Genomic DNA, 24,273 nt, shown 5'->3' on the forward strand with positions numbered 1-24,273 from the left:
GCCAGGCGCTGGGGGCGTGGCATGGCATCCTCCCGGAGGAAGCATGCGTATAGGACTTGTTGCTGCGCCATGGATTCCCATTCCCCCTGCGGGCTACGGGGGCATAGAAAGGGTCATCGACTCCCTTGCCCGGGGTTTCATGGCCGCCGGACATGACGTCCTGCTGGCCGCGGCATCGGACAGCACCTGCCCGGCGCCGCTGGTGCCGGGGATGAGGCCGGCAGAACCCACCCAACTCGGGTTCTCCCTGTCAGAACTCAGCCATGTCATCAGGGCCTATGAGGGCCTGCATGAGGTCGACATCATTCACGACCACACGCTGGCAGGGCCGCTGGTGGGCGGCCGGAAGCACCCCGCCCCCGTGGTGACGACGATCCACGGACCCCTCATCCCGGCGTCGGCCGATCTGTACCGCGCGATGGCCGCTGACACCGCTATCATCGCCATCTCACGTGACCAGGCCTCCGGCGTGCCGGATGTCCCGGTGACCCGGGTGATTCATCACGGGATGGACGTTGCGGCAGTTCCGGTCGGCGCGGGGCAGGGCGGTTACGCCTGCTTCGTGGGCAGGATGTGCCCGGACAAGGGTGTGGTTGAAGCCATCCATATCGCGCGCAGGGCGGGCATTCCGCTGCGCATTGCCGCGAAGATGCGGGAGCCTGAGGAAATCGAGTATTTCCGCTCCGCCGTAGAGCCCCTGCTGGGCAGCAATGAGGAGTTCCTTGGCGAGTTGGCGGACGCCGAAAAGTACCGGCTGATGGGTGACGCCATGGCGTTCCTCAACCCCATCCAATGGTCCGAACCCTTCGGACTGGTGATGATTGAATCGCTTTCCACGGGCACTCCTGTGGTGGGAACGCCGATCGGCGCCGCACCTGAAATCGTTGATAGCGGCAAGACCGGATACCTGGCGCCGACCGACCAGCTGCATCGCTTCCTGCCCCTTGCAGCGTCCCTGGACAGGTCCCACTGCAGGGACAGGGCACTGAGGCTTTTCAGCACCGAACGGATGGTTGGCAACCATCTGGACCTCTACGCCAAACTCGTCGAAAAGAGAGAGGCTGCAGGGCTTCCTGACGATACCCTTGTGCAGCAGAATCGAGAACGGGGGGCAGTTATACGGGCCCTGGGCGCGGACACCATGGCCAACCGGCGGCAATGAGGCAATGAGGCAAGGAGGGCAGCCATGACAGCATGGAACGCCGACACGGAAGCCGATGTCGGCGGCGCCGGCGCAGTCACTCTGGTGGAAGGCTCGTCGTTCTGCATCTCCTCCCACAGCGGCGACATAAGCGCCGAGGGCGGAACCAACGGGGCGTTCTACCGCGATACCCGGATTGTGTCCCGGTGGGTCCTGCGCATTAACGGCGCCCTCCGCGAGCCTCTGGTGGCGCAGCGGCCGGATGCGTTCGAGGCCGCCTTCGTGGGCCGCGCCAAATGGCCGGACGGCCGCTTCGACAGCCCGCTCGTGGTCCGTCAGCAGCGTCACATCGGACCCGGTCTGCAGGACGACATCACTCTGCAAAACTATTCCTCGGAGGCCGTCGACTGCGAGATCGAACTCCTGGTGGACGCAGACCAGGCCGACCTTTTTGATGTCAAGGGCGGCCGTCCGATCAGTGAGGACAGCCTGACCCGGACTGTCAAAGGCGCGGAACTGTTGGTCGAGACCTTCCGGAACGGGCAGCGTCGCGGCTCGGCGGTCCGGGCGGCGGGCGCCGAAGTTACTGTGGACGCGCTGCGGTTCAAGGCGCACATCCCGGCGCGGGGGAAGTGGTCCACCAGCGTCATTGTGGTGCCCTTGATTAATGGTGCGGCCCCCAGCGAACCCTTCACCGAAGCGGGCCTGCCCCGTCACCGGACGGGCGTGCAGCGCCACCTGGCGTGGGAGGAGAATGTACCTCGCATCTCTGTGGGGGACCGCAATATCGAGGAAACCCTGCAGCGAAGCCAGTCCGATCTGGGGTCGTTGCGGATCTTCGATGCCGACCATCCTGACCGTGCGGCCGTTGCAGCCGGTGCGCCCTGGTTCATGGCCCTTTTCGGCCGCGATTCGCTCCTGTCCTCCTATATGTCACTGCTGGTGGACTCGACACTGGCGGTAGGAACCCTCCAGACCCTGGCAACCCTGCAAGGGTCGAAAGTCGATCCGGACTCCGAGGAAGAGCCGGGCCGCATCCCGCATGAGGTACGGCTGGGCGTAACGGCAGGGCTGTCCCTGGGCGGAACCGCCTATTACGGCACGGCGGACGCCACACCCCTGTTTGTCAGTCTCCTCGGTGAGCTCAGCCGGTGGGGACTGTCGGATGACGTTATCGATTCCCTTCTGCCGCACGCTGACCGGGCCCTCGAATGGATTGAAAAGTACGGAGACCGCGACGGTGACGGTTTTGTGGAGTATCTGCGTCCCAACACTCACGGCCTGGTCAACCAGGGCTGGAAGGATTCCTGGGACGGGATCAACTTCGCCGACGGGCGGATAGCTGAGCCTCCCATCGCCCTGTGCGAAGTCCAGGGCTACGTCTACGCCGCCTATGTTAGCCGCTCGTTGCTGGCCCGGTCGGCTGGAGACACCGCAACGGAGCAGCACTGGGCTGACCGCGCCGCAGCGCTGAAGGAAGCCTTCAACGCGAAGTTCTGGCTGCCGGACAAGGGCTACTTCGCCATCGCGCTGGACAAGGACAAAATTCCGGTTGACGCATGCACCTCCAACATGGGCCACAGCCTCTGGGTGGGGATCGTCGACGAGGAAAAAGCTGCGTCGGTGGTGGAGCGGCTCATGTCGCCGGAGATGTTCACTGGCTGGGGGATCAGGACGCTGGCCTCGGACATGGGCGCCTACAACCCGGTGAGCTACCACAACGGATCAGTGTGGCCGCATGACTCGGCCATCGTGGCAACGGGCCTCATGCGCTACGGCTATGTGGCGGAGGCCAAACGGCTGGCGCGGGGGATCTTCGACGCCGCAGCACATTTCGACGGACAGTTGCCGGAACTGTTCTGCGGCTTCGACCGCAGTGAATACCATGGGCCAGTGCCGTACCCCACGGCGTGCTCCCCACAGGCCTGGGCCGCTGCGGCGCCCATCCAGCTTGCCCGTATCCTGCTTCGCTTAGATCCGGACTTCACCCGGGGTGTTGTCCACCTGGCACCGTTCCTCGCCGAGGACAAGGGCGATTTCAGGGCCGACAACGTCCGGCTCGGCCACTCCAGGATCTCTATCACCGCGCGAGGCACGGAAGGAAACATCGAAGGCCTTCCGCCGGGCATGAAACTGCTGAAGGAGCCGCGGCCGCCCCTTGACGAAAATCTGGGCGGACAAGCGGGGGACTAGGGGACGGCGCGTTCCATCACGAAGTCGTGTTCCACGGTTGTGCCCAGCCTGAAGGACTTGCTCCCCACCTTGCGGAAGCCGGACTTCTCGTAAAAGCGGACGGCCCGGGCATTCTGGCTGTTGACTCCGAGCCAGATACCGGCCGCGCCTGCTGCTGTGGCCGCCTCGAGGCTCGCATGCATCAGTTCGGCCGCGGCGCCGAGCCCGTGGTGTTCCGGGTGGACGTAGCACTTGCTCAGCTCGATGGACGGCCGGAGCGTCAGGGCCTCCGCCACATCCGGATCCTGAGCCTGCCGGTTCACGAGGAGGCTGTAGCCGCGGAGGGCACCTTCGACGTCAAGGACCAGGATGAGCGTGTCCGGGTCGGTGAGGTAGCCGCGGAAGTGGTCCTCGCTCAGCGTATTGGCCAGGTGCGTTGCGACGTCCTCAGGCGACGACGACGGCGGGCACGCCAGCGGGAAGGTGACTGCTGCCAGGTCGGCGAGCGCGCCGGCGTCGTCCGTTGTTGCCTTTCGGATGGTGTGGGTCATGCACGCAGTCTAATTTGCTACTGCTTGAACGCCGCGTCGAAGGACGTGTTCGACGGCGCGAAGTCGAACTTCTTGAGGGCGGCGAGGGCCTCGGGCGCGCCGTGGAGGCGGTCCATGCCGGCGTCCTCCCATTCCACCGAGATGGGGCCGTCATAGCCGATCGCGGTCAGCGCGCGGAAGGACGATTCCCAGGGGACGTCGCCCCGTCCGGCGGAGACAAAGTCCCAGCCGCGGCGTGGGTCGCCCCAGGGCAGGTGCGAGCCCATGACGGTGTTGCGGCCCGTGGGGCGGAGCTTGGTGTCCTTGCAGTCCACGTGGTAGATCCGGTCCTTGAAGTCCCAGATGAAGGAGACAGGGTCGATGCCCTGCCACATGAAATGGGACGGGTCCCAGTTGAGCCCGAACGCCGGACGGTGCCCGATCGCTTCGAGGGTGCGGACGGTGGTCCAGTAGTCGTAGGCGATTTCACTTGGATGGACTTCGTGGGCGAAGCGGACCCCGCATTCGTCGAAGACGTCCAGGATGGGGTTCCAGCGGTCGGCGAAATCCTGGTAGCCGCCAGATGGAGGATCCGGTGAACCCGACGACGGTGTCCACGCCCAGGGCTTTGGCGAGCCGGGCGGTGTGCTTCATTTCCTCGGCGGCGCGGGTGCGCACGCCTTCGGGATCGCCGTCGCCCCAGACTTTTGACCCGACGATGGCTTCGTGGCGGAAATCAATGGGGTCATCGCACACGGCCTGGCCCTTGAGGTGGTTGGAGATAGCCCAGACCTTGAGGTTGTACTTGTCCAGGACGGCGAGTTTGCCTTCGACGTAGCCGGGTTCGTCCCAGCGCCAGGCGTCCAGGTGGTCACCGGACACGGCGATTTCGAGGCCGTCGTAGCCCCAGCCGGAGGCGAGCCTGGCGACTTCCTCGAACGGAAGGTCGGCCCACTGGCCGGTGAACAGGGTGTACGGGCGGGGCATGTCAGGCTCCTTCAATGGCGCGGACGGGGGCGGTACTGAGTTGAACGGTGGCGGACTTGGCGTTGGCGGATTCTTCGATGGCCGTCAGCACCCGCTGCACGGCCAGGCCTTCTTCGAACGACGGCGACGGCGGGGTTCCGCCGTCGACGGCCGCGAGGAAGTCCCTGATTTCGTGGGTAAAGGTGTGTTCCCAGCCGATCACATGGCCCTGCGGCCACCAGGCAGCCATGTACGGGTGTTCCGGTTCGTTGACGAGGATGCGCCGGAAACCCTGTTCGCGGACCGGGAGTGTGGCGTCCTGGAAGCTGAGTTCGTTGATGGTTTCCAGGTCAAACAGGAGGGAGCCCTTGTCCCCGTAGATTTCGACTTTCAGGCTGTTCTTCTGGCCGGTTGCCACGCGGGAGACCTCGACTGAGGCGATTGCTCCGGAGTCCAGGGTCAGCGTGGCCCATGCGGCGTCGTCGACCGTTACCTGTTCCGGTCCGTCCGCCCCGGGGCGGGCGGAAACGAAAGTGTGCAGCCGGCCGGAGACCTCGGTGACGGTGCCGCCGAGCAGGAACAAGACCTGGTCGATCGCGTGGGACGCGATGTCTCCCAGCGCACCCGAACCTGCGGTTTCCTTGCGCAGGCGCCAGGTCATGGGAGACCCGGCGTCGGCGAGCCAGTCCTGCAGATACGCGGCGCGCACGTGCCGGATGGTGCCAAGCCTGCCTTCAGCGATCAGTTCCCGGGCAAGCGCCAGGGCCGGCACGCGCCGGTAATTGAAACCGATCATGGACTGGACGCCTTTGCCGCGGGCGGCTGCCGCGGCGGCGGTCATGGCTTCGGCCTCCGCAAGGGTGTTCGCGAGCGGCTTCTCAACCAGGACGTGCTTCCCGGCCTCGAGTGCCGCGATGGCGATCTCGGCGTGCATCCAGCCCGGGGCACAGATGTCCACGATGTCGATGTCCCCGCGGTCCAGGACGGACCGCCAGTCCGTCGCGGTCTCTGCCCAGCCGTACTTCGCGGCGGCTTCCGCCACTCCGGCAGCGTCGCGGCCCACGAGGACCTTCTGCTCGAAGGCCGGGACGTCGAAATAGGACGCCACGTTGCGCCACGCGTTGGAGTGGGCCTTGCCCATAAACGCGTAGCCGATCATCGCGACGCCGAGCGTTTTCCTGCCTTGCGAGGGGCCCTGGGGGGATGGATTCTGTGCGGTCATGGTGCGGCCCCTAAAGCGTGGCGGTTTCGGGCGCCCAGTCCTCGGGGAGGGCGGGAGACGCTGGTGCGGAGCTTTCGACGTTGACAAATGTGCCGGAGTCAACGGACTCAGAGATTGAGACCATGGCATCGAGCACGTGATAGGCCAGGTCCCCGATGGCGCGGTGGGGCACACCTGCGCGGATGGACCGGGCCATGTCCAGCACGCCCATGCCGCGGCCGTTGGCCGGGCCGGTTGCGGGAATCGTGGTCCACTCCTCATCCTCTGCCCGCCAAAGCCGGACGTCGCCGTCGAAATAGTTCGGATCGGGCAGGGAAAGGGTGGCCTCCGTGCCGGTGATCTCCACGAAACCCATCCTGATGCGTGGCGATTCGAAGGAGAAAACGCTGTGCGAGGATGCCCCGCGGCGACCCAGTACGTGTCCACTTCAAGGACAACGTCCGGATCCAACCGGTCCGCGAAGTACTCCAGCGCGGTGCGGCCCTCCACTGTGGACTCCAGCTCCCACTGGTGGTTGTGGTACCCCACGCGGATGCCGTACTCCGCGCCTTTCCTTGCGGCTTCGTTGAGTTTCGCCGCGGTGGCCTGGATGTCCTCGGCCCGCTGCCAGGACCCGGCCGGGATGAAGGGGTCGATGACGGTGGAGATGCCCAGCTGCTTGGCCGCCGCGAAGATCCGGTCCTGGTCCTGGCTGAGCAGCGGGGCGTGCCCGGACGGGGCGGTCAGCCCGTTTTCCTTCAGTGCCTCCCCGAGTGCTTCAGCCGTGTCCACGAAGTTGTAGGGCTCCACCTGCGTGAAGCCGACGTCGGCGACCCTGCGGATGGTGCCCGGAAGGTCCGCCTCCAATGCATCGCGGAGGGTGTAGAGCTGGAGGGAATACTTCATTGGGTCTCCTGTGAGCAGACGAATCCACGGTGACTGGTTGCCAAGTGTGGCCTTCACTAAAACTAGGAGCACTTATGTCGAGCGTCAAGCAAAAGTCGAATGCCCACTGACATCCTTTGTTCGGTGTGGCAGACAGAAGCATGGTGTGTTATTCATGAACCATGATCCCCGCCCCCGCAACCGAGATTGCTTCCCCGGACCAACCGGGCTTTCCCCGAGCCGGCGATGTCTTCCAGCTCCTGCGGGACGGCAGGGCACGCACCCGTTCGGAGATGGCCCTGACCACCGGGTTGGCACGTTCAACCGTGACGGCCCGCATCGATGCACTCATCGCATCCGGCCTTGTGGGCCCGGCGGGAGAAGGGAACTCCAGCGGCGGCAGGCCGCCGTCGCGCTTTGCGTTCAACCCAGCAGCACGCGTAGTTCTGGCGGTGGACGTCGGTGCCACCCACGTTATCGTGGCAGTCACCGATCTCAGTGGCAATGTTCTGACGGAGCGGCGGCTGACCCAGGACGTAGCCGCCGGTCCGGACACCGTGCTGGGCAGGGTGGTCAAGGAAGGCATGGTCCTGCTCCAGAATGCAGGAAGGGGCACTCGCGAGCTGGCCGGCGTCGGGATCGGCCTGCCGGGTCCCGTGGAGCATGCTACCGGGCGGCCGGTCAAGCCCCCGATCATGCCTGGTTGGGACGGCTTCGACGTGGTCCGCTATGTGCAGGGCTCGCTGCCGGTGCCGGTGCTGGTGGACAACGACGTAAACATCATGGCGCTGGGGGAGTGGACGTCGCACTGGCCCGACCACGGGGATTTCGTGTTCATCAAGGTTGCCACTGGCGTCGGCTCGGGGATCATCAGCAGCGGCGAACTGCAACGCGGCGCCAACGGGACTGCGGGCGACGTCGGCCACGTGCGCGTTCCGCGGGGCGACGACGTGCTCTGCCGGTGCGGGAACTACGGCTGCCTGGAAGCGCTCGCATCAGGGCCGGCGCTCGCCGCTGAATTGACGCGGCATGGTGTCCCCGCTCGCAAGGGCAGCGATGTGCTGCGGCTAGTGAGTGAGGGCAACGTGAAGGCCATCCACGCCCTGCGCCAGGCGGGTCGCGATGTGGGCGACGTGCTGGCCACCGTGGTAAACCTGCTTAACCCGTCCGTCATCGTGATCGGCGGAAGCTTGGGGCAGGCTGGCGAACACCTGATGGCCGGCGTCCGCGAGGTGGTGTACCGGCGGTCGTTGCCGTTGGCCACCAGCCACCTGCGCATAGCCCTGTCGTTGGCCGGGGACCAGGCGGCGATCCTTGGGGCAAGCCAGCTGGTCACGCAGTACGTGCTGTCGCCGGCTGCCATTGAGGCAACCATCCAGGCGGCCGTCTAGGACTAGCCTTCGGCGCGCCGCCAGCAAATCACCCGGCAGCGATCACCCGCACCGGCGACCCCTCAAGCCAGGCTTTGACGTCTTCGAACGCCCCGCCGTAGAACTGCCGGTAGCTTTCTTCCGTGACGTAGCCAAGATGCGGGGAGAGCACCGTGTTGGGCGTGCTGAGGAGCGGGTGGGCCGCCTGGATCGGTTCGGCATCGAACACGTCCAGGGCAGCCCCGCGGATCCAGCCCTCGTTCAGCGCGCGCACCAGGGCGTCCTGCTCCACAAGGGGGCCGCGTGAAGTGTTTACCAGCAGGCCCTCGGGCCCAAGCTGCCGCAGCTCCCGTTCTCCCACGATCCCCTCGGAACGGGGAGACAGCCGCAAATGCAGCGTGACGACGTCGGAATTCCTGAACAGGTCCTCTTTACTGACCCTCTGCACTCCGGCCTCGGCGGCGGCCTCTTCGGTGAGGTTCTGGCTCCAGGCCAGCACGTCCATCCCGAACGCCTGACCATACCCGGCAATCCGGCGTCCAATTTTGCCCAGGCCCACAACGCCCAGGGTCTTGCCGGACAGCTCCATCCCCACGGTGGTCTGCCAGGTGCCGGCACGCAGCGAATTTTCCTCGGCCGGGAGATGCCGGGCCAGCGCCAGCAGCAGCCCCCACGTCAGTTCCGGGGCTGCGGTAGGCGAGCCGGGCGTGCCGCAGACGGTGATGCCGAATTCTTCTGCGGCGGCCACGTCGATCGCGGCGTTGGCCATGCCAGTGGTCACCAGAAGCTTGAGCCCGGGAAGCCGCTCCAGCACGGAGCGCGGGAACGGCGTCCGCTCCCGCATCGCCACCACGATCTGGACGTCGGCAAGTGCCGCAGCCAGGGCATCCTCCGACTGGAACGGCTCCCGGAAGACGGACGTGGAGACCCCCTTCAGCGAGGCCCAGTCCGCGAAGCCATGCGCCACGTCCTGGTAATCGTCGAGGATGGCAAGCCGATGCTGCATGTCTTTTCCTTTGTCCAACGGTTCGCGGGCACCTACCGAACCCGTGCGGGGCGGCGTGGGTTTATCGTATGCCAGGGCTGCCCGCCGCCGGCGGTGGTGTCCTGATCACCACGGCGTGATAGCAATATCGGGTGATCAAATCGTTTTTAACCCGCCAAGGTATCTCATGAGCGGACGCTTCCTCGCGAAGGTTCCGCAGTCATGGATCCTGCTGGCCTGCATCGGACTGCTGGCGCTCAACCTGCGTGGTCCCTTCGTCGCGGTGGCCCCCGTGGTGGACCTGATCCAGGCGGATCTCGGACTCTCCCCGGTGATGCTTGGCCTGCTGACCAGCATCCCGGTGTTGTGTTTCGCCGTCGCCGCCCCGCTGGCGTCCCTGTCCACCCGGAAGTTCGGTGCCGAGTTCGCCGTATCCCTCACCATCCTCGGTGTGCTGGCGGGCGTTATCGTCCGGTCTGCGGGCGGCCCGGGGCCGGTCGTGGCAGGCACTGTCATCATCGGCCTGGCAATCACCGTAGGTAACATCGCGGTGCCCTTGATCATCCGCCGCGACTTCTCCCCGTGGCGGCAGGGCACAGCCATGGGCGTTTACACCGCAGCCCTCAACATCGGATCCTTTGCCACGTCCGTGGCCACGGCGCCGCTGGCAGAAGTGGCCGGCTGGCGTGTGGCACTCGCATCCGTCGGTGTCCTGGCGGTGGTGGCCATTGTTGTCTGGACGTTCGCAGTGGGACCCCGCACCGCGTTTGTGCCCTCCGGCGTTGTGACCAATGGCGGGCAGGAGCACGCTGCCGTCAGCGGTTCCGGCTGGATCACCGCCGGCCTGACCTTCGGTTTCGCCGGCCAGGCCTTTTCCTACTATGCCGTCACGGCGTGGCTGCCCAGCTACCTCAACGACGAGCTGGATATGTCCGCAGCGGCGGCCGGGGCGGGTTCGTCGCTGTTCCAGATCTTCGCCATCGTCGGAGGGCTCGGCGTCCCGTTCGCGGCCAAATACTTCAGTACGACGACGACGGCAGTCGCCTTGGGCGTCCTCTGGACGGCCGTTCCGGCCGGGCTGCTGCTGGCACCGGAGCTGTGGTGGCTGTGGTCTGTGTCCGGCGGCATCTCCCAGGGCGGCGGGATCACCATCATCTTCATCGCCATCATCAAGCTGGCCAAGGACCAGGTCTCCGCCGGCAAAATGTCCGCCACGGTGCAGGGCATCGGTTACTGCTTCGCCGCTGTGGCTCCGCCCCTTGTCGGTTTCGTGCACGACACCGCGGACTCCTGGACCCCGGCGTTGCTCGTTATCCTGGCCTCCACGCTCGTCTTCTTCGTCAGCACAACCCTCTCCGTGCGGCTGGTGCCGAAGGGGCGCTGACGCGTCCCCCACCCCCCAACGCTCTCTCACTTAATGTGGCTTCCCTCTACGTCAGGCTGGTTGTGAGTCAGCCAATGATTGATGAGGAGCAGGAGCAGACATGACTGTTGGTGCGCGAGGTATTAGCCGCGATGAGATTCGGGAGTTGGTGCATCAGTATTACGTGCAGCCGTACGGGACGAGGAAGGAATGGCTTGCCTCCCAGCCAGTGACTGAGTGGACGTTCCGGCGCTGGCGGAGGATGGTGCAAGAGGGTGACCTCGACCGGAATCTGATTCCACGAGAGCATGGGAACATGGCCCGCACGAATGGCGAGTGGTCCGCGTTTGAGAAAGCGCGCGCCAAAGAGATCGCTGAACACCAGTCCGAAGTCGAACAGCTCAAGGGCCGTATTCGTGATCTTGAAGGCACGAATACAGCCTTGGGAAAAGCTATCGGGCTCTTGCACGAGTTGAGCGTGCCAGAGCCCGATACGGCCCGGACGAAAGATCCGAAAGGTTCATCGAAGCCGAGAACATCCTCGTCCGGCAACTGACAACGCTCACCGGCTCGCAACGGCAAGCCCTCGAGTTCGCCGGCGTATCCCGCTCGACCTGGCACTACCGGCAGAATCCCCGCGCAGGGGTCCAGGACCCGCTCGGACAGTCTGAACGCGCTTACCAGTCACGTGTCAGCGCCAATGACCGCGACCGGATCTGCGAATACATCCTGGTGGGCTGGGCCAACCAGGTCTCCGTTGATCATTCCTACGCGGCTGCCTGGGACGCGGGGGTGATGCTCGCTTCCCGCCGCACATGGTGGCGGGTCGCGGCGCAGATCGAGGACCAGATGCTGCGCCCCGCGATCCCGACCAGGACAGGGAAGAACCGGCCCCCGCGGGAGAAGCCCGTGGTGATGGCCACGGGCCCGGGGCAGGTCTGGTCCTGGGACATCACCGATCTGTATTCACCCTGGCGGGGACGGTCGTTCAAGGCCTACTCGGTCCTTGATATCTACTCCCGCCGCATGGTGGCCTGGCGGGTCGAGGAACGGGAGGCGGACCATCTCGCTGTGGAGATGTTCGAAACCGCGATCGCCCGGTATGGCGCACCGCGCATAGTTCACGCCGACTCGGGGCCGGCGATGCGATCAAACCTGCTCCGCGAAGCTCTCACCGGCCACGGCGTGGAGCTCTCCCACAACCGGCCCTACGTCTCGAACGACAACCCCTTCTCCGAGTCCGGGTTCCGGACCATGAAGTACAGGCCCGGCTACCCCCGTGTGTTCAAAGAAGTCGAGGCCGCCCGGGCCTACCTTGCCGACTACGTGCCCTGGTATAACACCCAACACAAACACTCGGGCATCGCACTGTTCTCGCCCGCCGAAGTCCATGACGGCTCATGGAAGGAAGTTTGGAAAACCCGGGACCAGGCACTACAGCGCTACTACAACAAACACCCCGAACGATTCCACCAGCGCCCAACGACACCAGCCCCAGCCAGCCATGCCGGAATCAACCTCCCGACAACAAAAACACCCACACAACAAACCCAATGACTCCACACAGCTTGACAACCTGCGCTTAACCGCCGACGCTCTCTCACTTTTTTGAAGAAAGTGAGAGAGCGTCGGCGGTTTTCCTGCATTAAGTGAGAGAGCGTCCCGGGGGCGCCCAAGGGGTGTTCCGTCGCCGGGCCGGCGCCCCGGATCTCGGGGGTGCCTGTTGCGAAGGGCGTGCCTGCCCGGCGGACGGAAATCTGTGCGTCTCTACGCTGCGGCGAGCTCCTCCTGGGTTGCCTTTTCCCGTGCCTCCGTGAGGTAGCGGGCGTAGGCGGGGAGGGTCAGGAAGGACGGGAAGTCCTGGCTGAGGGTGACTTCTTCGAAGATGTCGCGGGCGTCTTCGAAGCGGTCGCCGTCGAAGCGTTCCAGGCGGGCGAACTCTTCGTCGAGCAGTGCCTCGATCCAGTGGTGGGTGATGATTTCGCCGTGGTCGGTGATGGCGGAGGCATACATCCACTGCCAGAGCTGGGAACGGGAGATCTCCGCGGTGGCGGCATCTTCCATGAGGTTGTGGATGGCGACGGCGCCGTTCCCGCGCAGCCAGGACTCGATGTACCGGATCCCGACCTCGATGTTGTTCCGGATGCCCTGTTCGGTGATGGTGCCTTCGGTGGCGGCCACGTTGATGAGGGCGCGGTCATCGGGGATGACGTCCTCGCGGGTGCGCTGCAGCTGGTTGGGGCGCTCGCCGAGGGTTGCGTCGAACACTTCGCGGCAGACCGGAACGAGGTCCGGGTGGGCCACCCAGGAGCCGTCGAACCCGTCGTTGGCCTCGCGGGATTTGTCTGCGCGGACTTTTTCGAAGGCGTTGGTGTTGGCCGCTTCGTCCTTGCGGTTGGGGACGGCGGCGGCCATGCCGCCGATGGCCATGGCGCCGCGCTTGTGGCAGGCGCGGACCAGCTGTTCGGTGTAGGCGCGCATAAAGGGCTGGGTCATGGTTACCTGGGCGCGGTCCGGCAGGACGAACCGGGGGCCGCGGGTGCGGAAGTTCTTGATCAGGGAGAAGATGTAGTCCCAGCGGCCGGCGTTCAGCCCGGCGGCGTGGTCGCGCAGTTCGTAGAGGATTTCCTCCATTTCGAAGGCTGCGGTGATGGTCTCGATCAGCACGGTGGCGCGGATGGTGCCCTGCGGGATGCCAAGCAGGTCCTGGGCGAGGATGAAGATGTCGTTCCAGAGCCGGGCTTCGAGGTGGTTCTCGATCTTCGGCAGGTAGAAGTACGGGCCCTTGCCCTGGGCCAGGAGGCGGCGGGCGTTGTGGAAGAAGTACAGGCCGAAGTCCACGATGCCGCCGGCTACCGGGGCGCCGTCGATGATCATGTGCTTCTCGGGCAGGTGCCAGCCGCGGGGGCGGACCACGATGGTGGGCAGTTCGCCCGCGGGACGGAGCTTGTATTCCTTGCCCTCGGGGGAGGTGAAGTCGATCCGGCGTTCCAGCGCATCGGTGAGGTTCAGCTGGCCCTTGATCACGTTGCGCCAGGTGGGGGTGGAGGAGTCTTCCATGTCCGCGAGCCAGACCTTCGCGCCGGAGTTCAGGGCATTGATGGTCATCTTCTGATCCACCGGGCCGGTGATTTCCACGCGGCGGTCCTCCAGGCCCGGAGCCGGGGGAGCGACGCGCCACGACGGGTCGTTGCGGATGTCCTCGGTCTCCCGAAGGAACCGCGGATCCTGGCCGGCAGCAATCTCGGCCCGGCGGGTCCGGCGTGCCTGCAGCAGCTCCTGCCGGCGCTCAGCCGTGGCCCGGTGCAGCTTTGCGACGAACTCCAAAGCATCCGGAGTCAGAACCTCGTTCTGCCGGCAGATAGGCTGCGCGGTCAAAGTGATTCCGTTGATAGTGAAGTTGTCTGTGAAGCTGTTCATTTCTGTCTCCTTAAAGACGAAAGGGAAGTTCGACGGCGGCCGGCGGCACTGCGCTGAGCGAGGTACAAGGCCGAAGGAGCCGGTAACGCGGCAGCCTGCGTAAAAGGGGCCCTGTGCCCGCCCCCGACCGAGTTCTACGAGGTCATGGGGCGGGCATGGGGAATAGCAGGCAGAGCGATGCCGGTCCGAAGGCCGGAGGTGAGCGCCGCCGTCGGGAGTTTTAGTGGAACTGGCCCTCTTCGGTCGATCCGACCAATGCGAGGGTGGACGCGTTCGGGTTGAGCGCGGTAGCAATGTCGTCGAAGTAGCCGGTGCCGACTTCGCGCTGGTGCTTGGTTGCGGTGTAGCCGCGGGACTCGGAGGCGAATTCCTTTTCCTGGAGCTCGACGTAGGCGCTCATGCCTTCACGGGCGTAGCCGTGGGCGAGATCGAACATCGAGTAGTTCAGGGCGTGGAAGCCGGCCAGGGTGATGAACTGGAACGTGAAGCCCATGGCGCCGAGTTCACGCTGGAACTTGGCGATGGTGGCGTCGTCCAGGTGCTTGCGCCAGTTGAAGGACGGGGAGCAATTGTAGGAGAGCATCTGGTCCGGGAAGTCGGCCTTGACGGCTTCGGCGAACTTGCGGGCCAGCTCGAGGTCCGGGGTGCCCGTCTCCATCCAGATGAGGTCGGAGTACGGTGCGTAGGCCTTGGCGCGGGCGATGCAGGGTTCGATGCCGTTGCGGACCTTGTAGAAGCCTTCCGGGGTGCGTTCGCCGGTGACGAATTCCTTGTCGCGGGGATCAACGTCGGACGTGATCAGGGTGGCTGCCTCGGCGTCGGTACGGGCGATGACCACCGACGGGGTGCCGGCGACGTCGGCTGCCAGGCGGGCGGCGTTCAGGGTGCGGACGTGCTGCTGGGTGGGGATGAGCACCTTGCCGCCGAGGTGGCCGCACTTCTTCTCGGAGGCGAGCTGGTCCTCCCAGTGCACGCCCGAGGCGCCGGCCTGGATCATGGACTTCATGAGTTCGTAGGCGTTCAGCGGGCCGCCGAAGCCGGCCTCGGCGTCGGCAACGATCGGGACCATCCAGTCCTCAACAGTCTGGACGCCTTCGGAGAATTCAATCTGGTCGGCGCGGAGCAGGGCGTTGTTGATGCGGCGGACCACGGTGGGAACCGAGTTGGCCGGGTACAGCGACTGGTCCGGGTAGGTGTGGCCGGAGTTGTTGGCGTCGGCGGCAACCTGCCAGCCGGAAAGGTAGATGGCCCGCAGCCCGGCCTTGACCTGCTGCACGGCCTGGTTGCCGGTCAGGGCGCCCAGGGCGTTGGTGTACTTGCCGGTCTTGTGCTCTTCGGTGAGCTGCTTCCAGAGCTTCTCGGCACCGCGGCGGGCCAGGGTGTGTTCTTCGGAGACACGGCCGCGGAGCTTGACGACGTCGGAAGCCTTGTAATCACGGGTCACACCTTCCCAGCGGGGATTGGCGGCCCACTCAAGCTCCAGTGCGGCGGCCTGCTCTGCGGGCGTCTGCTGGGTGGGCTCAAATGCTGCAGTCATCGTTGATCTCCTTGGTTGAGCTCCGGGTTATCGCCGGCCGGGCTGCCTCGTTGCAGATCCGGCCGGCTGTCCCGGTGCGGTGTTTCTTTCCGTGATCACTACTTTTCAGCACTTCCAAACACTTCTCTAGGGGAAAAGTATGGAAAGAAATGCACTTCTTCGCGTATTCTCAAGAAATGTCACCTGGAAGCTGGAATCGCGAAGCCGCACCGCCGCCGTCGTCCGCCATCGCACCGGAACTGGACGTCATCAGCCTGGGCCGCCGCGTGCGGCACCTGCGGAAGCAGGTTGGGTACACGCTCGATGACCTGAGTGCCGCCGTCGGGACTGCGCCGAGCCAGCTGAGCCTGATCGAAAACGGCAAGCGGGAACCCAAACTTTCGCTGCTGCAGGGACTCGCCGCGGCCCTCAACGTGAGCATCGACCAGCTGCTGGGTGCCGAGCCGCCGAGCCGCCGCGCGGCCCTGGAAATCGAGCTGGAACGCTACCAGCGCGGGCCCCTTTACGAGTCGTTGAATCTGCCTAAGATCCGCATCAGCTCGCGGCTTCCGCTTGATGTGCTGGAGGCCCAGGTGGGGCTGCTGCACGAGCTGGAACGCAAGCTCAACGAGCAGGTGGCGACGCCCGAGGAGGCACGCCGCGCGAACGGTGAACTGCGTGCCATGATGCGCGAGCGCGGCAACTATTTTCCGGAGTATGAGGCTGAGGCGCAGAAGGTGCTCGGGCTGGTGGGCTACACCGCAGGACCGCTCAGTCAGCACGTGATCGCCGACATCGCCGAGAAGCTCGGATTCAGCCTCCATCACGTGGGCGATCTGCCGCATTCCACCCGTTCCGTGACAGATTTGAAGAACCGAAGAATTTACCTGACGCAGAGCCAGCGGCAGGATCACGACCCCCGTTCGGTACTGCTCCAGGCCTTGGGCCATTACGTTTTGGGGCATGAGACGCCGCGCAGCTATGGGGATTTCCTGGCCCAGCGCGTTGCCACCAACTACTTCGCGGCGGCGCTGCTGCTGCCCGAACAGGCCACCGTTGACTTCCTGCAAAAGGCGAAGACGGCCAAGGAGATCGCTGTTGAGGACATCCGCGACGCCTTCGCCGTGTCCTACGAAACCGCTGCGCACCGTTTCACCAACCTGGCCACGCAGCACCTCGGGATCACCACCCACTTCCAAAAAACCCACCAGAGCGGCATCATCTACAAGGCCTATGAGAACGACGGCGTGACGTTCCCGATGGACCACACCGGCGCCATTGAGGGCCAACCGTCTTGCAAGTCGTGGACCTCGCGGGCCGTGTTCGATGTGCCGGACAAGTTCAGCGCCTACAGCCAGTACACGGACACACCGTCGGGGACATTCTGGTGCACGGCCCGGACCGAGCGCTCGGCAACCGGCGAGTTCTCGTTGTCGATCGGCGTTCCGTACCAGCATGTGAAATGGTTCCGCGGCCGGGAAACCACCGCCCGGGAGAAGTCCACCTGCCCGGACCCCAACTGCTGCAAGCGGCCACCCGCGGCGCTGGCCTCTGAATGGGCCGGCAACGCGTGGCCCTCGGCCCGGGCCCACTCGCACCTGCTGGCCGCGATGCCGCCGGGCGCATTTCCCGGCGTGGACGAAACCGAGGTGTACAGCTTCCTGCAGGCCCACTCCGCCACCTGACCCCGGGCGGACGCTCTCTCACTTAATGCGGGTTTTACCGGGACGCTCTCTCACTTTCTTCAAGAAAGTGAGAGAGCGTCCTTGGTTTTTCCACATTAAGTGAGAGAGCGTCCGGCTTAGCCGTGGAGCTCCCGGTACGCGGCGGCCGCGGCGGGGTGGAGCGGCAGGCCCGGGGTGTTGATCAATGAGTCGGGACTGAGGAACTGCACACCCAGGCTGGAGCGCGGGACCAGCTCCTCGGCATGGTCCACCAGAATCTCGACGGTCTTTTTCACAGTTTGGGCGTCCGCGTCGCTTCGGCACAGGAGGAGGTTCGCCACGCCCACCGTCCAGACTGCCGGAATGCCCGGGTAGGCGCCCTCCGGGATCAGGACGCGGTCATAGAACAGGCCATGTTTGGCACGCAGCGCCGGTAGCAGCGGGGAGAGGTCCAGGAGCCCCAGCCCGGCGTCGGCGTGGGCCGCCGCGATGGCCGCGGTAGGCACGCCGCCGGACCAGAACAGGGCGTCAACGGACCCGTTCCGCAGGGCGGCGAGCCCGTCGTTGAGGCCAAGATTCAGGACACTGACGGTCCCGGCGTGTGCGGGGCCAGCGCCCAGAGCGGTGGAACTCAGCCCGGCAGCGTCAAGCAGGCGCGGAGTGGTCAGCGACGTTCCGGACCCGGGTTCGCCAACGGCTACCGTCCGTCCAGCCAGCCCCGCCACGTCCCGGATACTGCTGTCGCGCCGGACGACGCAGTGGACATAGTTCTCGTACACCTTCCCGACGGCGGAAATTCCGACGGCGGCTGCCTCACCTGCCGCTGCACGCCGGGCTGCCGAGTCAGAGAGTGCGACGGCTAACGTTGCCCTGCCTGAAAGCAGAAGGTCGAGGTTCTCCAGGCTGCCACCGGTGGTCAGGGCGGTGGCTTGTCCTGCTGCACCGTGGCGTTGCAGGGACTCCGCCAGTAGTCCGGCGAACTCCAGATAAAAGCCCCCCGGTTCGCCGCCGGCCACGGTCACGGTGTCCGGACGGCCCTCGGGTGTGCAGCCGCTTAGAGCCGGCAGCAGGAGTCCGGTCAGCCCGGCGGCAACGCCGGCTTTCAGGGCGGTTCGTCGCGGGAACGCGGTGGATCCGAAGCGGTCATTCATTCGGATCCTCCCGCCCCGGCGTCCCGCCCCGTCCCGGCGTTCCGCGACGGCGCCAGCGGAAACTCGAGGCGCGCAACCAAACCGTGTGGCGAGGCGTCAGCCAGGACCAGGCGGCCGCCATTGGCCGCCGCCAATTTGTCCACAATGGTCATGCCCAGGCCGTTGCCGCGGATGCCATGGTTGCGCGGTGAGCGCCAGAACCGCCTCGTGGCTGCTGCCCGTTCGTCGGCGGAAAGCCCGGGGCCGTCGTCGGACACCTCGATCCATACCGCGCCCGGACGTAAGCGGGCACCGACCGAGATGTGGGCCCCTGGTCCTGCAGCAGGTCGGGCGTATTTTATGGCGTTGTTGATCAGTTCAGCTACCATCTGGGCCAGTTCGGCGGGGTTGCAGGCGATGTGCGCGGCCGGTTCCGGCGGGCTCTGCAGCAGGATTGTCGCTCCGTTGCGCCGTGCTGCGGGCTCGGCCCTTTCTGCCTCTTCCTGGAGAATCGGGCAGGGATCGACGGGTGCCTGGACTCCGCCCACAGATGCGCGGGAAGCGTCCGCCGGGCTCCGGGCAGAGTCTTCACTCGCCCTGTGCTCGGCTGCTGCGAGTTTCAGGACCCCCTCCAGGATGTCTTCCACATGCTCGAGCTCTGCCAGGACTCCCGCCGCCGCATCCTTCTGGCGGGTGGTCTGCAGTTCCAGCTGGAGCAGATCGATCCTGAGCCGCAGGGCACCCACCGGATTTCGGAGCTCGTGCGACGTGTCCGCGATCAGCTGCCGCTGCGATTCCAGGCTGTTGCTGACGGTCCGGGCCATGGCGGTGAAGGAACGGCTCAGTTCCCGCAGCTCCGGAGGTCCGTCTTCTGGAAGCTGACCGGTCCGTCCGGTTGCCTCAAGTTCCGTCACAGCCGAGTTCAGGCGATGGACCGGGCGCAGAACCCAGCGGGTCACCCGGGCAGCGGCCACGAGAAGCATGGCCGCGAGCGCGGTGGCTGCCAACCCGACGAAAAGCCAGCGTTCCCGCAGTTTCTGCCGGGCTGCGTTCAGGTCCACCTCCAGGACCACCTCGCCCAGCACCTGGCTGGCGCTGCCGAAAGAACGGGACAGCACCTCGGAGTCCGCCCCGAACGGCTGAAGAGGGGTAATGGTGGTGTCGCTGAGGTTCAGGTTCGCCCTGGCCACGGCGTCCCGGACCTCTGCCCGATCTTCACCCAGGCCGCCGGACCGCAGCGTCCCGTCCTGGAGCCGGATCAGGACTCCTTCGCCATAGAGGTCGGAGTATCTGTCCATCTCCGTCTGCAGCCCCGCGGACTCGCCGGCCGTTGCGGCGTCGAAGGCCACCTGGGCAAACCGGTTCAGCGCGGTGACCCGTTTGATCTGGAGTTCCTGGGTCAGCTCCCGGCTGACGGACGCCAGGATGGCCGTGGAGCCAAAGATCACCAGCAGGACGGACAGCACACTCAGGATGCCCAGGACGCGCAGCTTCACTCCGGGTCCGCCTCGATCCGGTAGCCCACGCCGCGGACATTGATGATGAATCCCGGCAGCTGGAGCTTGGAACGCAGCCCTGTGAGATGCACGTCGAGGGCGCGGGAGGAGGCCACGAAAGCGTCTCCCCACAGGGCGTCGAGGATCTGTTCCCTGGTCACCACCGAACCGGCATGGCCGGCCAGCAGGGCGAGCAGGTCGAACTCCGTGGCGGTCAGCGGCAACGCCCCGGCGCCACGGGTTGCCACGCGTCGTTCGAGATCGATCTCGAGGTCTCCCAGGACGATGTTCCGCTGCGGCGTGTCGAAGTGGCGGCCCGCGCGGCGGGTGACCGCTTCGATGCGGGCAAGCAGCTCGACCAGCTTTACGGGCTTGACGAGATAGTCGTCCGCTCCGGACCGCAGCCCGAGCACCACGCTGCGTTCGTCGTCGCGCGCTGTCAGGATAAGGATGGGCACCGGGGTGACCTGGCGCAGCTTCCTCAGGACGTCGAGCCCATCCATGTCCGGGAGCCCCAGGTCCAGCAGGATCACACCGAACTTCCGGTGGACCAGGAGGGCATCGGCCCCGCGGGCAACCCTGGTGGGATTGTGGCCCGCGGTCACCACCGCGGCGGCGAGCGCGGAAGCCATGGCGTCGTCGTCCTCGACGATCAGCAATTCCATGGTCCGGTCTCTTTTCCTCAAGCGGGCACCAAGATCTGCCCGCTTTGGAGATTACCCCCAGGCCCCGGCGAAACCTAAGGAAGTGTTAGGAAATGGCCTGCCGCGTAGGTTGTGCCGTGCATCACCCATACCGTGGATGAGGCCCTCGGCGTGTGCGGGGGACCGTCAATGTCGAGGAGGAACCATGGGCAATGTTGCCATGGACAGCAGGAAATTAAGCCAGGAAGCCGCGGCGCCGCAGCTTAGGAAGGTTCAGCGATGAGCACCCAGCAGACCGAAGTGCAGAGCGAGGCAGCCCAGACGCGCAAGGCCGTGGGCAACATCCTCAAGGGTTCCGCGGGCAACCTCGTGGAGTGGTTTGACGTCTACATCTACACGGCGTTTTCGGCGTACTTCGCGTCCCACTTCTTCAGCTCCGCAGACCCCCTGCAGAGCAATCTGGAGGCCATGGCCGTTTTCGCCGTGACCTTCCTGATGCGCCCGATCGGCAGCTGGTTCTTCGGCCGCTACGCGGACAGGAACGGCCGCAAGGCGGCACTGACCCTCAGCGTGACCATGATGTCCGCAGGCTCGTTTGCCATTGCCGTGCTTCCCACCAAAGACGTCATCGGGACCTGGGCGCTGATCCTGCTGGTGCTGATCCGTCTGATCCAGGGATTCTCGGTAGGCGGCGAATACGGCACCAGTGCCACCTACATGTCCGAAGCGGCCACGGCAAAGCGCCGCGGCTTCTTCTCGAGCTTCCAGTACGTCACGCTGATCGGCGGACAGATGCTGGCGCTGCTTACCCTGGTGATCCTGGAAAGCACACTCGGCAAGGAAGCACTGGGTGAATGGGGCTGGCGTATTCCGTTCGCCATCGGCGGCGTCGCAGCCCTGGTGGTCCTGTGGCTCCGGCGCTCCATGGAGGAGACCATCTCCGCAGAGCAGACCGCGGCCGCCCACGTCCGCGTGGACGGCGAGGCCCAGCCGGGCACCCTGAAGCTCCTCTTCACCAAGCACTGGAAGGCGCTGCTGATCTGCATCGGCGTCACCCTGGGCGGCACCATGGCGTTCTACACGTACACCAACTTCACGCTGTCCTTCATGCAGAACACCAGCGGAATCCCCAAGGAGCAGACCTCGGTCATCAGCTTCTGGGCACTGTTCATCTTTATGCTGCTGCAGCCTGTCTACGGCATTATTTCGGACAAGGTGGGCCGCAAGCCGCTGCTCCTGTGGTTCGGCATCACGGGCGTCCTCTTCACCTGGCCGCTGCTCTCCACGCTGGCCGGCACGAAGGACCCCTTCATGGCATTCCTGCTGATGATGGGTGGCCTGCTGATCGTCGGCGGCTACACGTCCATCAACGCCCTGGTGAAGGCCGAGCTGTTCCCTGCCTCCATCCGCGCCCTCGGCGTCGGCCTGGGTTACGCCATCGCCAACTCGCTCTTCGGCGGCACCACGCCGCTGGTGGGTGCCGCCCTCCAGAAGGCCGGGCAGGTTGAGGTGCTGTTCACCTACATCACGGTGGGCATCGGCATCTCGCTTCTGGTCTACATCTTCGCGCTGAAGAACAAGAAGGCCACCCACCTGGACCGCGAGCAGGGCGACGCCTGGAATCGCCCCGCCAAGGATGACGACAAGGATCTCATCAACGCTTAAGGATCCGCGGGGGCGCCTCCGGTGACGTACGACGGCGGGCGCCCACCCGCCGTCGTCCGCCCACCACCCAGCAACGCTCTCTCAGTTAATGCGGGTTTTCCCGGAACGCTCTCTCACTTTCTTGAGGAAAGTGAGAGAGCGTTCCGGATTTTCCTGCGTTAAGTGAGAGAGCGTCCGGGTGGGGTCCTGACGGGCGTTCAGGCGGCGGGGCTATATTGGCCCTGTCGGCTCATCAACCAGTCAGCCCATCAACCTGATCGCGGGAGTGTGCACTCATGGCCAAGGAACTCGCCACCCAGCTCATCGAACAGCTTCAGGCTGCCGGCGTCCAGCGGATCTACGGGATTGTAGGCGACAGCCTGAACCCGATCGTCGATGCTGTCCGGCAAACCGGCGGCGCCAAGGCGGGCGGAATTGACTGGGTCCATGTCCGGCATGAAGAGGCCGCCGCCTTCGCCGCGGCCGCGGAAGCCCAGCTGACCGGAAAGCTGGCGGTCTGCGCAGGCTCCTGCGGCCCGGGCAACCTCCACCTGATCAACGGGTTGTACGACGCGAACCGGTCCGGGGCCCCCGTGCTGGCCATCGCCTCCCACATCCCCAGCAAGCAGATCGGTAGCAGCTTCTTCCAGGAAACCCACCCGGACCGGCTGTTCAACGAATGCTCGGTCTACTCGGAACTGGTCAGCACGGCCGAGCAGGCACCGCGCGTGATGCATAGCGCCATCCAGCATGCCCTCGGGCTCGGGGGAGTCGCCGTCGTCACGCTCCCCGGTGATATTGCAGGGCTGGAAGCGACGGCCGAAACGCCGCTGCCCGCCACGTTCCGGCGCGCCACGCTCACCCCTGATCCCGCCAGCGTCCGGGAATTGGCGGATGCAATCAACGGCGCCGGGAAGGTGGCCATCTTCGCCGGGGCCGGCGTGGAAGGTGCCCATGACGAACTGATCTCACTTGCCGAACTGATCAACGCGCCCATTGGCCATTCACTCCGCGGCAAGGACTTCGTCCAGTACAACAACCCGTACGACATCGGGATGACGGGCCTGCTGGGCTACGGCGCCGCCGCCGAGGGGATCGAGGATGCTGACCTGCTGATCCTGCTGGGCACCGACTTCCCCTACGATCAGTTCCTGCCGGAAACCCGTACCGCGCAGGTGGATCGTGCCGCCCACCGGCTGGGCAGGCGGACCGACGTCGACATTGCAGTCCACGGCGACGTGCTGCCCACCCTTGCCGCGCTGATGCCGCTGCTGAAGCCCAAGAAGAGCCGCCGGTTCCTGGACCAGATGCTCAAGAAGCACGACCGGCTGATGAACAAATCTGTCCGCGCCTATACCCGCAAGGTGGAGAAGAAACAGCCGATCCACCCCGAATACGCGGCGTCCCTGCTGGACCAGGTGGCGGCCGAGGACGCCATCTTCACGGCGGACACCGGCATGTGCAACGTCTGGACGGCCCGGTACATCAACCCCCTGGGCACGCGCCGGCTGATCGGCTCCTACCTGCACGGTTCAATGGCCAACGCCCTCCCGCACGCCATCGGCGCGCAGCTGGCCTATCCGGAACGCCAGGTGGTCTCCGTCTCCGGCGACGGCGGGCTGTCGATGCTGCTGGGCGAACTCATCACCGTGGCCGCCCACAAACTGCCTGTCAACGTGGTGGTCTTCAACAATTCCACGCTGGGCATGGTCAAGCTCGAAATGCTGGTGGACGGGCTGCCCGATTTCGGCGTGGACGTGCCCGACGCCGATTATGCCGCCGTCGCGCGGGCGCTGGGTTTCCATGCCGTGCGGGTCACGGATCCGGCGCGGATCGAGGGGGCGTACCGCGCAGCCTTCGCCCACCCCGGCCCGTCGCTGGTGGAACTGATCACGGATCCGCAGGCCCTGTCGCTTCCGCCCAAGATCTCCGGCACGCAGGTGCTGGGATTCGCAACCGCCATGTCCAAGGTGGTGCTGAACCGCGGTGCCGGTGAGGCGGTCAGCATGGCCCGGAGCAACCTGCGGAACATTCCGCGGCGCTAGCGAAAGGCCGACCGGGCGTATCACTCCCCGCGCGAGATCAAAACGAGTGCAAAGCGTGACCCTGCCGGCATCGTCTCGGGCCGCCGTCGCTGTTTGACTGG

At 65.5% G+C, this 24,273-nt stretch carries 17 protein-coding genes and 3 pseudogenes; 9 read left to right on the forward strand and 11 right to left on the reverse strand.

Features of this window, described 5'->3' with window-relative positions; all coding sequences use genetic code 11:
• Window positions 1-43 precede the first annotated feature (43 nt).
• Together IDT60_RS02690 and IDT60_RS02695 are read left to right on the forward strand one after the other, a co-directional pair.
• The gene (locus tag IDT60_RS02690; protein ID WP_191080775.1) at window positions 44-1,162 is read left to right on the forward strand and encodes a glycosyltransferase family 4 protein; all 1,119 of its coding nucleotides are present in this window, start codon (window positions 44-46) and stop codon (window positions 1,160-1,162) included.
• A 24-nt stretch (window positions 1,163-1,186) separates the two neighbouring features.
• A complete protein-coding gene (locus tag IDT60_RS02695) occupies window positions 1,187-3,334 on the forward strand; it encodes an amylo-alpha-1,6-glucosidase (RefSeq protein ID WP_191080776.1) in 2,148 nt (715 codons plus the stop codon).
• Here the strand turns inward: IDT60_RS02695 and IDT60_RS02700 are convergent.
• The 5 genes and pseudogenes from IDT60_RS02700 to IDT60_RS23495 all read right to left on the reverse strand — a co-directional run.
• Window positions 3,331-3,864 carry an N-acetyltransferase gene (locus IDT60_RS02700; RefSeq protein ID WP_191080777.1) on the reverse strand — a complete coding sequence of 178 codons (534 nt, stop codon included), beginning with the start codon at window positions 3,862-3,864 and terminating at the stop codon, window positions 3,331-3,333. The two genes, IDT60_RS02695 and IDT60_RS02700, sit on opposite strands and share 4 nt — an antisense overlap.
• 17 nt (window positions 3,865-3,881) lie before the next feature.
• Window positions 3,882-4,830, reverse strand: a pseudogene (locus IDT60_RS02705) (sugar phosphate isomerase/epimerase family protein).
• 1 nt (window position 4,831) lies between these two features.
• Window positions 4,832-6,031 carry a Gfo/Idh/MocA family protein gene (locus IDT60_RS02710; protein WP_191081800.1) on the reverse strand — a complete coding sequence of 400 codons (1,200 nt, stop codon included), beginning with the start codon at window positions 6,029-6,031 and terminating at the stop codon, window positions 4,832-4,834.
• 10 nt (window positions 6,032-6,041) lie between these two features.
• Window positions 6,042-6,434, reverse strand: a pseudogene (locus tag IDT60_RS02715) (gfo/Idh/MocA family oxidoreductase); the annotation flags it as partial.
• A gap of 59 nt (window positions 6,435-6,493) precedes the next feature.
• Window positions 6,494-6,916: pseudogene (locus IDT60_RS23495) on the reverse strand (sugar phosphate isomerase/epimerase family protein); the annotation flags it as partial.
• A gap of 161 nt (window positions 6,917-7,077) precedes the next feature.
• Between IDT60_RS23495 and IDT60_RS02725 the strand changes: the two are divergent.
• Entirely contained in the window at window positions 7,078-8,286 is a 1,209-nt protein-coding gene (locus tag IDT60_RS02725) for an ROK family transcriptional regulator (RefSeq protein WP_191080778.1), read from the forward strand.
• Between the two features lie 28 nt (window positions 8,287-8,314).
• Here IDT60_RS02725 and IDT60_RS02730 read toward each other — a convergent pair whose 3' ends face one another.
• Window positions 8,315-9,271: a D-2-hydroxyacid dehydrogenase family protein gene (locus IDT60_RS02730; protein ID WP_191080779.1), complete on the reverse strand. Its 957-nt coding sequence runs from the start codon at window positions 9,269-9,271 to the stop codon at window positions 8,315-8,317.
• A 166-nt stretch (window positions 9,272-9,437) separates the two neighbouring features.
• On the opposite strand from IDT60_RS02730, the gene IDT60_RS02735 reads away from it, so the two are divergent.
• From IDT60_RS02735 to IDT60_RS02745, 3 genes are all read left to right on the forward strand, one after another.
• Entirely contained in the window at window positions 9,438-10,634 is a 1,197-nt protein-coding gene (locus IDT60_RS02735) for a CynX/NimT family MFS transporter (protein WP_191080780.1), read from the forward strand.
• Between the two features lie 100 nt (window positions 10,635-10,734).
• Entirely contained in the window at window positions 10,735-11,169 is a 435-nt protein-coding gene (locus IDT60_RS02740) for a hypothetical protein (protein WP_191080267.1), read from the forward strand.
• Between the two features lie 176 nt (window positions 11,170-11,345).
• Window positions 11,346-12,170 (forward strand): DDE-type integrase/transposase/recombinase, encoded by an 825-nt coding sequence (locus tag IDT60_RS02745; protein WP_191080268.1) that lies wholly within the window; start codon window positions 11,346-11,348, stop codon window positions 12,168-12,170.
• A gap of 210 nt (window positions 12,171-12,380) precedes the next feature.
• On the opposite strand, the gene aceB is transcribed toward IDT60_RS02745, so the two are convergent.
• On the reverse strand, window positions 12,381-14,033 hold the full coding sequence (aceB, locus tag IDT60_RS02750) for a malate synthase A (protein WP_191080781.1): 1,653 nt from the start codon (window positions 14,031-14,033) through the stop codon (window positions 12,381-12,383).
• A 220-nt stretch (window positions 14,034-14,253) separates the two neighbouring features.
• A complete protein-coding gene (gene aceA, locus IDT60_RS02755) occupies window positions 14,254-15,570 on the reverse strand; it encodes an isocitrate lyase (RefSeq protein ID WP_164202464.1) in 1,317 nt (438 codons plus the stop codon).
• 149 nt (window positions 15,571-15,719) lie between these two features.
• Here aceA and IDT60_RS02760 point away from each other — a divergent pair, with 149 nt between their 5' ends.
• A complete protein-coding gene (locus tag IDT60_RS02760) occupies window positions 15,720-17,234 on the forward strand; it encodes an XRE family transcriptional regulator (RefSeq protein WP_164202462.1) in 1,515 nt (504 codons plus the stop codon).
• 116 nt (window positions 17,235-17,350) lie between these two features.
• On the opposite strand, the gene IDT60_RS02765 is transcribed toward IDT60_RS02760, so the two are convergent.
• The 3 genes from IDT60_RS02765 to IDT60_RS02775 are packed head-to-tail and all read right to left on the reverse strand — an operon-like array spanning window position 17,351 to window position 20,504.
• On the reverse strand, window positions 17,351-18,364 hold the full coding sequence (locus IDT60_RS02765) for a TAXI family TRAP transporter solute-binding subunit (protein ID WP_191080782.1): 1,014 nt from the start codon (window positions 18,362-18,364) through the stop codon (window positions 17,351-17,353).
• Window positions 18,361-19,839 (reverse strand): HAMP domain-containing sensor histidine kinase, encoded by a 1,479-nt coding sequence (locus tag IDT60_RS02770; protein WP_191080783.1) that lies wholly within the window; start codon window positions 19,837-19,839, stop codon window positions 18,361-18,363. The genes IDT60_RS02765 and IDT60_RS02770 overlap by 4 nt, the downstream gene beginning before the upstream one ends.
• Window positions 19,836-20,504 (reverse strand): response regulator transcription factor, encoded by a 669-nt coding sequence (locus tag IDT60_RS02775; RefSeq protein ID WP_191080784.1) that lies wholly within the window; start codon window positions 20,502-20,504, stop codon window positions 19,836-19,838. The genes IDT60_RS02770 and IDT60_RS02775 overlap by 4 nt, the downstream gene beginning before the upstream one ends.
• A gap of 258 nt (window positions 20,505-20,762) precedes the next feature.
• Between IDT60_RS02775 and IDT60_RS02780 the strand changes: the two genes are divergently transcribed.
• Both IDT60_RS02780 and IDT60_RS02785 read left to right on the forward strand, forming a co-directional pair.
• Window positions 20,763-22,148 (forward strand): MFS transporter, encoded by a 1,386-nt coding sequence (locus IDT60_RS02780; protein ID WP_191080785.1) that lies wholly within the window; start codon window positions 20,763-20,765, stop codon window positions 22,146-22,148.
• A gap of 275 nt (window positions 22,149-22,423) precedes the next feature.
• A complete protein-coding gene (locus IDT60_RS02785; protein ID WP_191080786.1) occupies window positions 22,424-24,172 on the forward strand; it encodes a pyruvate dehydrogenase in 1,749 nt (582 codons plus the stop codon).
• Window positions 24,173-24,273: the final 101 nt, after the last annotated feature.

Source organism: Pseudarthrobacter sp. BIM B-2242, assembly GCF_014764445.1.
Lineage (GTDB): Bacteria > Actinomycetota > Actinomycetes > Actinomycetales > Micrococcaceae > Arthrobacter > Arthrobacter luteus_A.

Bases quoted from the DNA above. Each gene is read 5' to 3' on its own strand.
- IDT60_RS02695 (WP_191080776.1), top strand. From the start codon at position 1,187: ATGACAGCATGGAACGCCGACACGGAAGCCGATGTCGGCGGCGCCGGC.
- IDT60_RS02690 (WP_191080775.1), top strand. From the start codon at position 44: ATGCGTATAGGACTTGTTGCTGCGCCATGGATTCCCATTCCCCCTGCG.
- IDT60_RS02780 (WP_191080785.1), top strand. From the start codon at position 20,763: ATGAGCACCCAGCAGACCGAAGTGCAGAGCGAGGCAGCCCAGACGCGC.
- aceB (WP_191080781.1), bottom strand. From the start codon at position 14,033: ATGAACAGCTTCACAGACAACTTCACTATCAACGGAATCACTTTGACC.
- IDT60_RS02710 (WP_191081800.1), bottom strand. From the start codon at position 6,031: ATGACCGCACAGAATCCATCCCCCCAGGGCCCCTCGCAAGGCAGGAAA.
- IDT60_RS02760 (WP_164202462.1), top strand. From the start codon at position 15,720: ATGCACTTCTTCGCGTATTCTCAAGAAATGTCACCTGGAAGCTGGAAT.
- aceA (WP_164202464.1), bottom strand. From the start codon at position 15,570: ATGACTGCAGCATTTGAGCCCACCCAGCAGACGCCCGCAGAGCAGGCC.
- IDT60_RS02740 (WP_191080267.1), top strand. From the start codon at position 10,735: ATGACTGTTGGTGCGCGAGGTATTAGCCGCGATGAGATTCGGGAGTTG.
- IDT60_RS02725 (WP_191080778.1), top strand. From the start codon at position 7,078: ATGATCCCCGCCCCCGCAACCGAGATTGCTTCCCCGGACCAACCGGGC.
- IDT60_RS02765 (WP_191080782.1), bottom strand. From the start codon at position 18,364: ATGAATGACCGCTTCGGATCCACCGCGTTCCCGCGACGAACCGCCCTG.
- IDT60_RS02735 (WP_191080780.1), top strand. From the start codon at position 9,438: ATGAGCGGACGCTTCCTCGCGAAGGTTCCGCAGTCATGGATCCTGCTG.
- IDT60_RS02730 (WP_191080779.1), bottom strand. From the start codon at position 9,271: ATGCAGCATCGGCTTGCCATCCTCGACGATTACCAGGACGTGGCGCAT.
- IDT60_RS02700 (WP_191080777.1), bottom strand. From the start codon at position 3,864: ATGACCCACACCATCCGAAAGGCAACAACGGACGACGCCGGCGCGCTC.
- IDT60_RS02785 (WP_191080786.1), top strand. From the start codon at position 22,424: ATGGCCAAGGAACTCGCCACCCAGCTCATCGAACAGCTTCAGGCTGCC.
- IDT60_RS02775 (WP_191080784.1), bottom strand. From the start codon at position 20,504: ATGGAATTGCTGATCGTCGAGGACGACGACGCCATGGCTTCCGCGCTC.